Origin of the sequence: Amaricoccus sp. W119 (assembly GCF_047275745.1) — a bacterium.
Lineage (GTDB): Bacteria > Pseudomonadota > Alphaproteobacteria > Rhodobacterales > Rhodobacteraceae > Amaricoccus.
Map to the genome: position 1 here is coordinate 92,065 of NZ_JBKQWU010000002.1, position 12,622 is coordinate 104,686.

The 12,622-nt window shown below is 69.7% G+C and carries 12 protein-coding genes; 3 read left to right on the forward strand and 9 right to left on the reverse strand.

Features of this window, described 5'->3' with window-relative positions; all coding sequences use genetic code 11:
* Positions 1-36: 36 nt before the first annotated feature.
* From ACLJK8_RS02185 to ACLJK8_RS02195, 3 genes are all read right to left on the reverse strand, one after another.
* Positions 37-858 (reverse strand): transporter substrate-binding domain-containing protein, encoded by an 822-nt coding sequence (locus tag ACLJK8_RS02185; RefSeq protein ID WP_413148363.1) that lies wholly within the window; start codon positions 856-858, stop codon positions 37-39.
* Positions 859-1,036: 178 nt separating this feature from the next.
* Positions 1,037-3,775 carry a bifunctional lysylphosphatidylglycerol flippase/synthetase MprF gene (gene mprF / locus ACLJK8_RS02190; protein ID WP_413148364.1) on the reverse strand — a complete coding sequence of 913 codons (2,739 nt, stop codon included), beginning with the start codon at positions 3,773-3,775 and terminating at the stop codon, positions 1,037-1,039.
* A gap of 166 nt (positions 3,776-3,941) precedes the next feature.
* Positions 3,942-4,643: a DUF1045 domain-containing protein gene (locus tag ACLJK8_RS02195; RefSeq protein ID WP_413148365.1), complete on the reverse strand. Its 702-nt coding sequence runs from the start codon at positions 4,641-4,643 to the stop codon at positions 3,942-3,944.
* Positions 4,644-4,677: 34 nt separating this feature from the next.
* On the opposite strand from ACLJK8_RS02195, the gene ACLJK8_RS02200 reads away from it, so the two are divergent.
* From ACLJK8_RS02200 to ACLJK8_RS02210, 3 genes are all read left to right on the forward strand, one after another.
* Positions 4,678-5,862, forward strand: a complete 1,185-nt coding sequence (locus ACLJK8_RS02200; protein WP_413148366.1) for an alpha-D-ribose 1-methylphosphonate 5-triphosphate diphosphatase — start codon at positions 4,678-4,680, stop codon at positions 5,860-5,862.
* A gap of 102 nt (positions 5,863-5,964) precedes the next feature.
* Entirely contained in the window at positions 5,965-6,738 is a 774-nt protein-coding gene (rlmJ, locus tag ACLJK8_RS02205; RefSeq protein ID WP_413148367.1) for a 23S rRNA (adenine(2030)-N(6))-methyltransferase RlmJ, read from the forward strand.
* A gap of 82 nt (positions 6,739-6,820) precedes the next feature.
* Positions 6,821-7,189, forward strand: coding sequence for a VanZ family protein (locus ACLJK8_RS02210; RefSeq protein WP_413148369.1), 369 nt, complete (start codon positions 6,821-6,823; stop codon positions 7,187-7,189).
* Between the two features lie 24 nt (positions 7,190-7,213).
* On the opposite strand, the gene ACLJK8_RS02215 is transcribed toward ACLJK8_RS02210, so the two are convergent.
* The 6 genes from ACLJK8_RS02215 to ACLJK8_RS02240 form a co-directional block, all read right to left on the reverse strand.
* Positions 7,214-8,035, reverse strand: coding sequence for an ABC transporter permease (locus ACLJK8_RS02215; protein ID WP_413148370.1), 822 nt, complete (start codon positions 8,033-8,035; stop codon positions 7,214-7,216).
* Positions 8,032-8,799, reverse strand: a complete 768-nt coding sequence (locus ACLJK8_RS02220) for an ABC transporter ATP-binding protein (RefSeq protein ID WP_413148371.1) — start codon at positions 8,797-8,799, stop codon at positions 8,032-8,034. The genes ACLJK8_RS02215 and ACLJK8_RS02220 overlap by 4 nt, the downstream gene beginning before the upstream one ends.
* 117 nt (positions 8,800-8,916) lie before the next feature.
* The gene (locus ACLJK8_RS02225) at positions 8,917-9,384 is read right to left on the reverse strand and encodes a hypothetical protein (RefSeq protein ID WP_413148372.1); all 468 of its coding nucleotides are present in this window, start codon (positions 9,382-9,384) and stop codon (positions 8,917-8,919) included.
* A 59-nt stretch (positions 9,385-9,443) separates the two neighbouring features.
* A complete protein-coding gene (locus ACLJK8_RS02230; RefSeq protein ID WP_413148373.1) occupies positions 9,444-10,412 on the reverse strand; it encodes a YVTN family beta-propeller repeat protein in 969 nt (322 codons plus the stop codon).
* A 17-nt stretch (positions 10,413-10,429) separates the two neighbouring features.
* Positions 10,430-11,662: an ABC transporter substrate-binding protein gene (locus ACLJK8_RS02235; RefSeq protein ID WP_413148374.1), complete on the reverse strand. Its 1,233-nt coding sequence runs from the start codon at positions 11,660-11,662 to the stop codon at positions 10,430-10,432.
* A gap of 382 nt (positions 11,663-12,044) precedes the next feature.
* A complete protein-coding gene (locus tag ACLJK8_RS02240; RefSeq protein ID WP_413148375.1) occupies positions 12,045-12,506 on the reverse strand; it encodes a DUF1178 family protein in 462 nt (153 codons plus the stop codon).
* Positions 12,507-12,622: the final 116 nt, after the last annotated feature.

Sequence of the window (12,622 nt, forward strand, 5' to 3'; positions counted from 1 at the left end):
GCGCGCGCCCCGGGCCGGACGGTCAGACCGCGGCGATCAGAACGCCGCCTCGGTCACGGTGTCGGGCGTCTCGAAGGTCACGCCGAACCATTTCTCCTGCAGGGCGGCGAGCCGCCCGTCGGCCTTCATCTTCAGGATCGCCGCGTCGATCGCATCCATGAGCGACGCGTATTCCGGGTCCTTGCGGCCCGGATAGCCGAAATAGGTCTTCACGCCGAAGGGCGGCTCGACCAGCGTGAAGGTCTCGGGCCGCTGGCTCGCGACATAGGCGATGTTGGGATAGGAATTCGCGACGGCTGCGACCCGGCCGGCGGCGAGATCGGCGTAGGCTTCGTTGAAGCTGACGTATTCCTTGATCTCGGAGGGCGGGGTGGGAAGTGTCGCGGCGTATTCCTGAAGCTGGGCGAGCTGGGCGGTCGCCTTGCCGCTGCCGACCGCAAGGCCGCCGATCAGCGCCGGCTCCGTCAGCGTGTCGTCGCCCGCCTGTTTCAGGAGCGCCACCGTCGCCTCGGCGACGGGGCTCGACCAGCGGTAGCGCTCCATGCGCGCCTGGGTGATCGTCGCGGGACCTCCCACCATGTCGAACTTGCCGCTCTCGAGGCCGGGCAGCACGCCGTCCCAGGGCAGCATGACCCATTCGATCTCGACGCCGAGTTCCTTGCCGATCTCGGCGAAGAGCTCGACATTGAGTCCGGCGTGCTCGCCCGCGTCGATGAAATCGAACGGGGCGAAGGCCGTCTCGGTGCCGACCGTCAATACGCCGGCGGCCTTGATCCGCTCGAGCGCGTCCTCGGCCAACGCGGCGGTCCCGAGGGTAAGCGCGAGCGCGGCGGAGGCGAGAAAGGATTTGAGGAACATCGGTGCGATCCCTGGCTGGTGGTCAGGCTTGGCCGATCGCTGAACGGCCGGAGGCGCGCCCGCAATCGTTTCTCGCGATCAGGGGAGCCTGCCCCGGCGCCGTTGTCAATCGCTTGCGCGCCGGATCAACACCGGGCCGACGACCGCGGGGCCGAACCCGCGCGGGATCGCCCGCGGGTCAGCGCCGCCGGGCGCGGCCTCCCGCTGGAGGCGATCCCGCGATGAGCGCGGCGGCGTCGGCGAGCGGCGCGGTCGGCGCGAGGATCGAGCGCGCGCAAAGGTGCAGCGGCCGCCAGTCGGGCGCGAACTTCTCGCGGAACCGGCGCGCGCCCCCGAGATCGAGATCGCGGTCGCGCCGACGCAGGATCAGCGCGGCGAACCGCATCCAGACCTCGCCATCCGGCCGCCCCTCGATGCCGGCGAGCGGCGCGGGACCGAGGCTGAACTCGCGGTAGCCTTCGCGCGAGAAGATCCGCATCGCCTCGATCAGCAGGAAGGCCATCGTGTCGCGCGGCGCATCGGGGTGATAGCGCATCAGGTTGACGGCGACGCCGTCGCGCGAGCGTGTGGCGAAGAGTGTCGCGAAGGCCACGACGGCGCCCCTGTGACGCGCCACCACCACCGGGAAGCCCCGGAGATAGGCCGGGTCGAAGAAGCCGAAGGCGAACCGCCGCTCCCGCCGGCCGCGCGCGGCGAGCCAGGCGTCGGAGACCCGAGCCAGCTCCGGGAAGAGCTCCGGCGCATGCGGCGGACGCGACACCTCGACCTCGAGCCCCGCCCGTTCGCCGCGACGCGCGACGCGACGCAACTCCGCGCGCTCCGGCCCGTCGAGCGAGAAGCCCGGCAGCGAGACGACCGCCTCGTCGCCCATCCGGTGCAGTGCGAGGCCGAGTTCCACCGACTGGCGGATGAAGCGCTCGGGCGTTGCGAAGAAGATCGGCCGCGCCCCCGCGGCCCGGGCGGCGTCGTGGAACGCCCAGGCGAGACTGCCCCGCGCCTCGGGTGCCCCCACCGGAGCGCCGAGCGCGATCCAGGAGCCGCCGCGCACGCCGTAGGAGACGACCGCGTCGCCCTTCTCGGAGAACATCAGCATCTTGTCCCCGGTGACGGCGAGCAGGTCGATCGCCCGGCCATGGGTCTCGATGATCTCTCGCGCGCGTTCGAGCGAATCCGGATTCGGCGTCTGCGTCGGCCATTTCCGCGTCTGCATCGCCGCGAAGAGCAGCGCCAGCATCAGCGCCACGCTGCCGGTCAGCGCCGCGCGAAGCGCGCGTGGGCCGCTCTCCTGCATGGAGAACTGCCACCACATCTCGCCGGTATAGGGCGCGCTGCGGTGGACGGCGTAGTAGGTGAGGCCGATCGAAACGAGGATCGCCGCGGTGAAGAGAATCCACTGCGGCGAGAGCACCCCCTGGGTCAGCCGCGCATCGCGGTAGAATTCCCGCCGGCAGGGCAGGAGCAGCAGCATCAGCAGGCCGAGGACCAGCGCCCGGTCATAGTCGCCGCCATGCAGCAGCGAGGCGACGATCCCGAGTCCCATGGCGCAGAGCGCGAGCCAGAAGGCGGCGCGGGAGCGGCGGAACATGCCGAGCGCCAGGACGACCAGCGCGGAGCCGAGCACCGAGGTGAGCAGCGCCCCGCCTTCCAGCAGCAGGAGCGGCGTCATCTGCTGCACGGCATCCTCGACCGCGTCGTTGCGGATCATCGGCCCGCGCAGAAGACCCGAGAACATCATGAAGAGCCCGGCCGCCATCACCACCATCCCCATGGCGAGCGGGATGATCGACTGCCCGGCGAGCAGGACCGGCTGGAGCCGCGCGAGGGTCTCGCTCTTGCCGGTCGCGGTCCAGATCTCGGAGAGCGACAGCAGCACCAGGGCGAGGACGAAGGGCAGGATGTAGTAGATGAGTCGGAAGAGCAGCAGCCCGGTCACCGCGTCCGCCACCGGGACCGAGGAGCCGAGCGCCGCGATGATCACGCTCTCGAAGACGCCGACGCCGCCTGGAACGTGGCTCGCCACGCCGATCATCGTCGCGACCGCGTAGACCGCGACGAAGGTGACGAAGCCGATGCCGCCCGTCGGCAGCAGCACGTAGAGCGCGTAGGAGGCGGCGGCGATATCGACCGAACAGAACAGGATCTGCCAGCAGACATCGCCGAATTTCGGCGCGCGGATCGAGACGCGGCCGAGCCGGAACGTGCTCTGGCGCAGCGTCACGAACGTGATGATCCCGACCATCGCGACGAAGGCCGCCGTGGCCATGAGGCCGACGGTGCCGGGCGGCACCGCGCTGATCCCCTGGATCGCCGTCGGATGCAGCGCCAGCGCGCCCAGTCCGATCAGCGTGGCGCCGAGCCCGTATGCGACCGCGACATAGCCCGAGATCGCCGCCACGTCGTAGCCATCGAGCCCGAGCGAGGTATAGATCCGGTAGCGCACCGCGCCGCCCGAGAGCGCCGAGAGCCCGATCGTGTTGCCGAAGGCGTAGCCGAGGAAGCCGCCGAGCGCGACCGAGGGCAGCGGCAGCTGCTTTCCGATGTAGCGCGCCGCCGTCCAGTCGTAGCCGACCAGCGCCGCGTAACCGATGGCGGTGGCGCCGATCGCATAGACATAGATGTGGTTCGGCGTCGCGCGGAGGCTCCGCATCACGTCGCGGAAGTCGAGCGGCGCCAGCAGCCGGTGCAGAGCATAGATGCCGCCGGCGAAGAGAAAGAGCGTGATCAGGACCGCGGCGTGCTTGCGGAGAAACGCGAGCGGCCCGCCGCCGCTCTCGTCCGGATAGCCGCCGGGCAGGCCCGGCCCTTCCGAGGGAGCCTGGCTCTGGCGTCGGTCCGCGCCGCGCCCCTTGCTCCGGCGCCGGTCGGCCCGGGCCTTTGCCTTGTCGGCGTCCCGCCTCGGCGCGGCTTGGTCTCTCACGGACTTGTTCCTGTGCGCCCCTGTCTGTCGGCCCGGAATAGCCGAACTCGCAACCGAGAGCCAGTGCGCCGCGCGGCCCGCGCACCGATGCGCTCACCGACACGGGCGGCGTGACTTGACCTCACCGCCGCCGGGAGACAGACCGGGAGTGCCCGTCGCCGGATCTTCAGTCCGGGCGCGCGGCGGAGAGGGGAAAGCGCTTCAAGAGATGGAACAGCCCGTTCAGATCCTCGCCGAACAGGCAGATGTCCTCGACCCGGTTCGGCTTCGCGAGCGCCTCCGCGAGTTTCGGGGCGAGCGCGCGCGCCGTCGCCTCCCGCTCGGCCTCCGGAAGCGGTCCGCTCAGCGTCATGTGGAAGCGGAAGTCATCGAGAACGTAAGGATAGCCCCAGGTCTCGAGATTGGCCCGCTGGCGCGCCGTCAGCAGGCGCGGCCGGCGCCGGGCGATCTCGGAGGGCGAAGGCGGCGCGCGGAACCCGTCGAGCCAGGTGACGCAGGCGGTCGCGAGCCGGTCGAGCTCCGGCACGGGACCCGACGGGACGAGCGCGAGGAAGTCGCCGAGCGCGCCGGGGGTGAGCGGCAGATCGAAGGGCTCGAAATCGCGGACCAGCGTGGTGAGTTCCGCGTCGAGCTCCGCGGGCTCCCGCCCTTCCGCGAGGACGAAGGGCGGCTTCAGCGTGCCGTGGAACCCGTATTTGCGCGGGGCCGCGGTGATCTCCTCCCGGAGCGCGGGCAGCCCCTGAATCACGAGCCCGTCCCGCGCGCGCCCGGCCTGCGCGTCCCAGCCGAGCCAGTCGGCGCCGAAACGGGCCAGCGCGCTGCTCATCTTCGGGGCGCAGTAGACCGCCCAGCGCAGAATGTCCCGCATGTACTCGCTCTCCGGGCAGCCGAGAGCTAACGCCATGCCACATGAGACCGCCACGCCGCAACCGCCCTCGCTTCGCTTCACGAATGCCCGGATCGTGCTCCCGGAGGAGGTGGCGGCCGGCGACCTTCTGGTCCGCGACGGACGGATCGCCGGAATCGAGACTTCCGCTCCGCTCCGCCACGGAGCCGGGGCGGGATCGGCGGGGGATTCGCTCGATTGCGATGGCGATTACCTGATCCCCGGACTCGTCGAACTGCACACCGACAATCTCGAACGCCACCTGCGCCCCCGGCCGGGGGTGAACTGGCCCGAGGCACAGGCGATTCTCGCCCATGACGCGGAGATCGCGGGTGTCGGGATCACCACGGTCTTCGACGCGCTGCGCGTCGGCTCGCTCATGGAGAGCAAGGCGGGATATGCGAAATACGCCCGCGGGCTCGCCACCGCGATCGGCCGGCTTCGCGCCGCGCGCGCGCTCCGGGTCGAGCACCACCTGCATCTTCGCGCCGAAATGTGCTCCGAGACGCTGATCGAGGAACTGGGCGAATTCTTCCCGGAGGATGGAATCGGCATCGTGAGCCTGATGGATCACACGCCCGGCCAGCGGCAGTTCAAGGATCTGGGCCAGCTCCGCCACTATCAGCGGCGCACGCTCAGCGACGCGGAATTCGAGGGCCACGTCGAGCGGATGGTCGCGCTGAGCGCCCGGCTCGGCGCCGCGCATGAGGAAGCGGCGGTCGCCGCCGCCCGGCGCCTCGGCGCGGTCATCGCGAGCCACGACGACACCGACGCGGATCATGTCGCGACCTCGGCGGCGCATGGCGCGACGCTCGCGGAATTTCCGACCACGATGGCGGCGGCGGCCGCCTGCCGCGCGGCCGGGATCGCCGTGATGATGGGGGCGCCGAATCTGCTGCGGGGCGGATCGCATTCGGGCAATGTCGCCGCCGCCGAACTGGCCTTGGCCGGGCTGCTCGACATCCTGTCCTCCGATTACGTGCCCTCGGCGCTGCTCGCCGGGGCCTTCCGGCTCGCCGAACTCTCGGGCGACCTGCCCCACGCCATCGCCCGGGTCACCTCCGCGCCGGCCATGGCGGCCCGGCTCATGGATCGGGGCCGGATCGCCCCCGGGTTGCGCGCCGACCTCGCGCGGGTCCGGATGATCGACGGCTTGCCCGTCATCCGCGGGGTCTGGGTCGGGGGGGTCCGGGTCGCCTGATCCGCCGGGGCGCGTGAGCGGCGGCGATCGGGCGGCCTTGAAATCGCCGACCGGGCCTGATCGAATGCGGCGCAATGTGAATCGACTGGCGATCGCATCCTCATGCTCTCCTACCAGCACGTCTATCACGCCGGAAACGCGGCCGACCTGCACAAGCATATCGTGCTCGCGGAGCTGCTGAACGGGCTCGTGCGCAAGCCGCGGCCCATCAGCTATGTCGAGACCCACGCCGGCCGCGGCGTCTATGACCTCGCGGCGCCCGAGGCGCTGAAGACGGGCGAGGCGGCGCGCGGTGTCGACCGGCTGATGCTCGATCCGACCTCCGCCTATGGTGGGGCGCTCACGGCGTTCCGGGATCGCCACGGCCCCCGCGCCTATCCCGGGTCGCCCGCGCTCGCGCGCATGCTGCTGCGCCCGGACGACCGGCTCTGGCTCATGGAACTGCACCCGGCCGAACACGCGGCGCTCGACGCGGCGCTCGCGGGCGGCGGGGTCGCGATCCACCGGCGCGACGGCCGCGAAGGCGTCCTCGCACTCGCACCCTTCAGGCCGCGCCGGGGTCTCGTGCTGGTCGATCCGTCCTACGAGTTGAAGGGGGAATATGCGGAGACGGCGGCTTTCTGCCGGCGGCTGATCCAGAAATGGCCCGAGGCTGTGATTCTGGTCTGGTATCCGATACTCCCCGCCGGGCGACACGCGGAGCTTCTCGACGGTCTGGCGGCCCTGCCGTTCCGGGTCGACGAGACCAGGTTCCGCGACGAGCCGGGGCGGGGCATGACCGGTTCCGGCCTGATCCTGATCAATGGCCCGCATCGGTCGGAGAGCGCCTTCTCCGCCGCCCATCGCCTCGCCGCCCCGGTGCTGGTACCCGCCTGAGAGTTGTGGCAAGCGTGCCACCCGCGACAATTTGACGGAATCGCCCGCTTCCATTCCGCCAGCAAGCAGATAAGTTTTCGCGATGCAGTATCTCCTCTCGCTCAACCAGCGCTACTGGGCACCCCTGACCATCGTCCTGCTGATGATCGTCACGGCGGGCAGCCTCGAGCCGAATCACGGGCCGCTCCCCGAGGCGCTGCCCTGGGACAAGGCCCGGCATTTCCTCGCCTATGGCGCGCTCACGCTGCCGATCGCGCTGGCGCGGCCGCGGCACTGGGGGCTGCTGCTCGCCGGCATGGTCGGCTGGAGCGTGGCGATCGAATGCGCGCAGCCCTTCGTCGGCCGGGTCTGCGACATTCGGGACTTTCTCGCCAATGCGAGCGGGGTGATGCTGGCGCTGCTCGGCGCGGAGATCATGCGCCACATGGCTGTCTCGCACTGGCGCCGCTGAGCCGGCGCCGGCCCGAGGCCGGTATCAGCCGCGCCCTTTGCGCAGGATGAGCCCCTTCGACGGGTCGTAAGCGAATACCGCGAGCGCGAGAAAGACCGCGCCGCAGCCGAGCACGACACCGAGCGAAAGCCAGTTCATCCGCAGATAGAGCGCGAATCGGATCAGTTCGACCGCGTGGGTGAACGGGTTGAACCCGGCGATCTGCCAGAGCAGCACGCTCGATTCGCGAATCCGCCAGAGCGGATAGAGCGCGGAGGAGGCGAAGAACATCGGGAAGATGACGAAGTTCATCACACCGGCGAAATTCTCGAGCTGGCGGATCACCGAGGAGAGGAAGAGGCCGAAGGCCCCGAACATGAACCCCGAGACGATGAGCGCCGGCACCGCGGCGAGATAGCCGAGCGGCGGCGGCTCGACGCCCCAGGCCCAGGCGATGACGAGGAAGGCATAGACCTGCAGCACCGAGACCGCGACGCCCGCGATCAGTTTCGACGTGAGCAGGAACCAGCGCGGGAACGGGCTGACCAGCAGGGTCCGCATCGCCCCGGTCTCGCGGTCGTAGACCATCGAGAGCGAGCTCTGCATTCCCGAGAACAGCAGGATCATGCCGCAGAGCCCGGGCACGACATAGGTGTCGTAGAGCACATAGGTGTCGTAGGGCGGGATGATCGACATGCCGAGCACGGCGCGGAAGCCGGCGGCGAAGATGAAGAGCCAGACCAGCGGCCGGACCAGCGCCGAGAGGAACCGCTCGCGCTGCCGCGCGAAGCGCATCGCCTCGCGCCAGACGATGCCCCGGAGCGCGCGGAGCCGGCCGCGCCAGGAAAGATCGCCCGCCGGGATCATGGCGCACCTTCGGCTTCACGCCCCGATGCACCCCCGGATTCGGTCGGCGCGCCAGTCAGGTCGAGGAAGGCGGGCGCGAGGCCCCTGTCGCCGGCGATCTCCGCCGCGGTCGCATCGGCGAGCACCCGGCCCCGGTGCAGCACCACGACCTGATCCTCGGGCTCGATCTCCTCGAAGATATGCGTGGCCCAGAGCACGCCGACGCCGTCGCGCGCGACGAGATCGCGCACCAGCCGCCCGACCTCGGCGCGCGCGCGCACGTCGAGCCCCGCCGTCGCCTCGTCGAGCAGGAGGAGCGCCGGGCGGTGCATCAGCGCCCGCGCGATCTCGGCCCGGCGGGTCTGACCGCCCGAGAGCGTCGCCACCCGCGCGTCAAGCTTGTCGGTCAGCCCCACGGCGGCGAGCACCTCCCCCGCCCGCTCCCGCGCGACGGCGCGGGGCATGCCGTGGAGCGCGGCGTGGTAGCGCAGGTTCTGCGCCACGGTCAGATCGGCGTCGAGCGCGCGACTCTGGAACACCACGCCGAGCGCCGCGAGCGCCGGGCCGGGGTCCGAGCGCAGGTCGTGGCCGAGCACCGCGATGGTGCCGGAGCGGCTGTTGTAAAGGCGGGTGATGAGCGAGAAGAGCGTCGTCTTGCCCGCGCCATTGACCCCGAGAAGCGCCACGAACCGGCCCTCGGCAACCGTCAACGAGACATCATCGAGCGCCCGCAGGCTTCCGAAGGCGTGGCTGACACCGCTGACCCTGAGCGCGTTCCCCCGCACCTGACTCTCCCCGCCGATGACCGCCGCCGATGCCCGCCCTCGATGAACGAGCGCGGGCGACCTTCGCCGCCCGCGGGGCCGGGGGTCAAGCCCGGACGGCCCTCCAGGACCCGGGTATCACCTGATGACGAAGGTCGCCTGCTGCGTCTCGCCCGACGTGCCGCGGATGCGGATATGATACTGGCCCGGCGTGATCGCGATGAAGGAGATCTCGGCCTCGCCCTCGTCGTCGAACTCGATCGAATCGAGCCCGAGGGGGCGGACCTCGATCTCGTTGATGACGACCTCGTTGACCCAGACGTTGCGGAACAGGCCCGCGCCCTCGATCGCGCTCTCGGCGGTGCCGTCCGACTGGATGACGAGACGGTAGTAACCGCCCGCGTTGAGCTCATAGGTTCCGGGCGATGTCATCGAACCGGCGCCAAGCTGGATCGGGTCGAGATCGGTCCGGTTCGAACGGTCCATGAGCCCGGCGGCGCCGAGTTCCAGCGTGCGGGTCTGGGCCATGACCTGGCCCGCGCCAAGCGCGAGGCCAGCGGCGAGACCGGCGGTCAGACCGGCGGCGAGGACGGCTTTCAGCGGCATTCGAACATCTCCCGGGAATGCGTTGCGTGATTTCAACCTGATTTCGGTCCGGCCTGATGTCAGTCCGGCTTGACGGCGACGCCCCAGGGCTGTTCGCCGACCTGAACGGATTTGACGACCTTGAGGCTCTCGACATCGATCACCGAGACGTCGTTCGAGATGCCGTTCGTGGTCCAGAGCTGCTTCTCGTCGGGCGTGAAGGCGAGCTGCCAGACGCGCTGGCCGACGAGCAGGTAGTCCTCGACCTCGAAGCTCTCGCCATTCACCACCGCGACGCGGTTCGACGGGCCGAGCGCCACGAAGACCTTCGAGCCGTCCTTCGTCACCCGCACGCCGACCGGCTGCAGCGCCTCCTTCGGCACGCCGGGCACCTCGAAGGTGACCTTGTGCGTGACCTCATGCGTCGCCGGGTCGATCACGCTGACCGTGCCGCCGATCTCGGCGCTGACGTAGAGCAGCTTGCCATCGTCGGTGAACTGCGCGAAGCGCGGGCGCTGGTCGACGAGCACGTTGGCGACGATCTGGTTGGTCTCCGTGTCGATGAAATGCGCCATGTTCGTCGTCTCGGAAGTATTGACGATGAACTTCCCGTCGGGACTCACGCCCATCCCCTCCGGCTCGATCCCGACCGGGATCTCGGCCTTCACCGTGCCGCCCGCGGTGTCGATCGCGGTGACGAGATTGTCGTCCTCGTTCGCGACATAGAGCACGCTCCCGTCCGGACTCAGCACGCCAAGTTCCGGGTCGGGGCCCGAGGGCAGCGTGCCGAGGATCTCGTGCGTCGCGGTGTCGAGCACCTGCACCGTGTCATCGTCCGAGGCGAGGATATAGAGCCGCGTGCCGTCCGGGCTCATGTTGATGCCGCGCGGCCGCTGTCCGACCGGGATCGTTTCCGTGACCTCCATCGTCTCGCTGTCGAGCACGGTGATCGAATTGCCCCGCTCGTTCGAAACATAGACGGTATAGGCGGCGGCCGGTAGCGGGCCCGCGAGGGCGGCCAGGGCGGCGGATGCGAGAAGCTGGCGCATGGGTCGGCCTTTCCGGGTCAATTGAAGGCGCATTCGGTTTCGGGCTCGTCGGTCCCGAGCGTGTCGAGCAGGGAGACCTGATGCAGGAAGCCTTCCTGCGGCGAGACGGAGACGACGAGCTGGTCGGAGGCGAGGAGCACCGGCTGGCGCAGCTGATGATCCCAGGAACGGAAGTTGATCGGCTGCCCCTTGAAGGCCGCGAGTTGCAGTTCGGGGCTCGCGATATAATCGGCGAGCGATGCGAGATCGGTCTTCTGGGTGCGCGTCGCCGCCTCGCCCAGCGCCCGGACCGCGAGCCAGGCGTTGTAGTCGGGCGCGCGCATCGCCCGGTTCGCGAGTTTCTCGAAGCGGGAATGAAGCTGCGTGCCGCCCCAGGCCTCCTGCGCCGGGCTCCAGGTCGTCGGCACCAGCCCCGCCGAGCCGACCACGGGCCGCGGATCCCAGGTGTGATAGGGAACGTATCCCGCGAAGACCTCGTTCTCGTCGGCGGTGATCAGCACGTCGTAATCGGGCGCATCTTGCGTGAAGACCGGGATCTGCGCCTGAACCTGCGCGAGCCCGCTGTCAGTGCGGCGTGCGCCGCCGGTGTCCTCGAACACCCGGGTCTCGACGATCTTCGCGCCGAATTTCCGAGCCGAGCGTTCGTAGGAGTCACCGAGCGCCTTGTCTCCGGGGTGGGAGCCCTCGACAAGGAACCAGTCCGGCCAGCGCTTCCAGGCGAGAAACTGCGCCACGGCGTCGGTCGCCATCGACCGGCTGAGCGCGACATGGAAGACATTGGCGCGGCAATCCGCGTTGCGCAGTTCGTCATCAGGCGCCTGCGCGTTGAAGACGATGGCCTCCTCGCCCGCGGCCTCCGCGATCGCGAGCAGTTCGGGCGCGTCGGCGAGAGCGACGATGTAATCGACACCCTTCGCGACCAGATCCGCGGCCGTCTGCGCCGCCTCCTCCGGAGCGACCTCCACCGTCTCCAGAGTATAGGTCTGGCCCATGAAGCCGCCTGTGGTCCGATTGTCATTCGTGCCGAGTTCCGCGCCTGCGAAGCCGAGGTCGGCCGGGCGGAGGTCGATCCGCGAGATCGGCAGCGGCGGCTGGTAGTCGATGCGGATCACCGCCGCCGCGACGGTGTTTTCCGCCGGGGTCTCCTGCGCGTTCTCGGGCGCCCCCGTCGCTGGCGCTCCCGTCTGGGCGGAGGCCATCCCGGCGCAGCCGATGATGAAGACGGCCATGATCCCGCGAAACCCGCGCATTCAACCTCCCTCGCGCCAAGGCGCGCAACGCCGGGATCGATGCCCGGTTCATTGGGGGCATACCAGCAAGGCCAGCGAGTCCTTGTCCACCGTCAAAATGCCACCTCACGAAGTTTTCGGGCCTGTTCCGCCCGGTTCCGGGACATTTGTCCCGAGTGTCCGCTCAACAAATATCCCGGACCTTTCCGTGCCTTGCGACCTTGGTATGAGGGCATCGCGCCGACCAGCCCCTACGGCGGATCTGGCCGGCAAGTAAGTGATTCTCGCGGGCGCTCGGCACCTCGGCGCCCGGCGCGGTTGCCCGAAGACATCCGCGCGGCGATACCGGGTGGCGCTACCCCGGGATCGGCGTCTCCCGATCGCGGGCCTGGCGCGGGGTCGGTCAGTTTCCCTTCCGGCCGGACCAGGGCAGCGGGACGACCGGGATGCCGTCGTCCACCAGCGCGCGCGCCTCCGCCGGCCGCGCCTCGCCGATGATCGGCCGCGACGGCGCCTCGCCTTCGTGGATGCGCCGCGCCTCGGCCGCGAAGTCCCGTCCGACATTCTCCGAGCGCGCCTCGATGCGCGCGCGCAGATCCGCGAGCGCCTGCTCGGCGGGCGAGGCCGGCGCGGACAGGTCGGGGCTCCGCTCGGCGCGCTCCTTGCCCGTGCGCTCAGGCGCCGCCTTCGCTTCGGGAGGCCGCGCACCGATATTCGGCGCCATGAGATCCTTCTCGACCTTGTCGCAGCCGCAGATCGCACAGGAGATCAGCCCCGCCGCGCGAAGCCGTTCATAATCGGCGCCCGACCCGAACCAGGAGTCGAAGCGATGCGATTTGTCGCAGCGAAGCGAGAAGCGGATCATAGACTTACGCTCACGAAGGCGCCCGGGGTTCACAAGAAATCCAAGAACCAGACATATGTTGCGTTTCGACGAAAACAATCGTCCTTCGGAACCGTCGAGCGAAATGTTATGCCGGG

Bases quoted from the DNA above. Each gene is read 5' to 3' on its own strand.
- ACLJK8_RS02185 (WP_413148363.1), bottom strand. From the start codon at position 858: ATGTTCCTCAAATCCTTTCTCGCCTCCGCCGCGCTCGCGCTTACCCTC.
- ACLJK8_RS02195 (WP_413148365.1), bottom strand. From the start codon at position 4,643: ATGCGGGACATTCTGCGCTGGGCGGTCTACTGCGCCCCGAAGATGAGC.
- ACLJK8_RS02200 (WP_413148366.1), top strand. From the start codon at position 4,678: ATGCCACATGAGACCGCCACGCCGCAACCGCCCTCGCTTCGCTTCACG.
- rlmJ (WP_413148367.1), top strand. From the start codon at position 5,965: ATGCTCTCCTACCAGCACGTCTATCACGCCGGAAACGCGGCCGACCTG.
- ACLJK8_RS02210 (WP_413148369.1), top strand. From the start codon at position 6,821: ATGCAGTATCTCCTCTCGCTCAACCAGCGCTACTGGGCACCCCTGACC.
- ACLJK8_RS02215 (WP_413148370.1), bottom strand. From the start codon at position 8,035: ATGATCCCGGCGGGCGATCTTTCCTGGCGCGGCCGGCTCCGCGCGCTC.
- ACLJK8_RS02225 (WP_413148372.1), bottom strand. From the start codon at position 9,384: ATGCCGCTGAAAGCCGTCCTCGCCGCCGGTCTGACCGCCGGTCTCGCC.
- ACLJK8_RS02230 (WP_413148373.1), bottom strand. From the start codon at position 10,412: ATGCGCCAGCTTCTCGCATCCGCCGCCCTGGCCGCCCTCGCGGGCCCG.
- ACLJK8_RS02235 (WP_413148374.1), bottom strand. From the start codon at position 11,662: ATGCGCGGGTTTCGCGGGATCATGGCCGTCTTCATCATCGGCTGCGCC.
- ACLJK8_RS02240 (WP_413148375.1), bottom strand. From the start codon at position 12,506: ATGATCCGCTTCTCGCTTCGCTGCGACAAATCGCATCGCTTCGACTCC.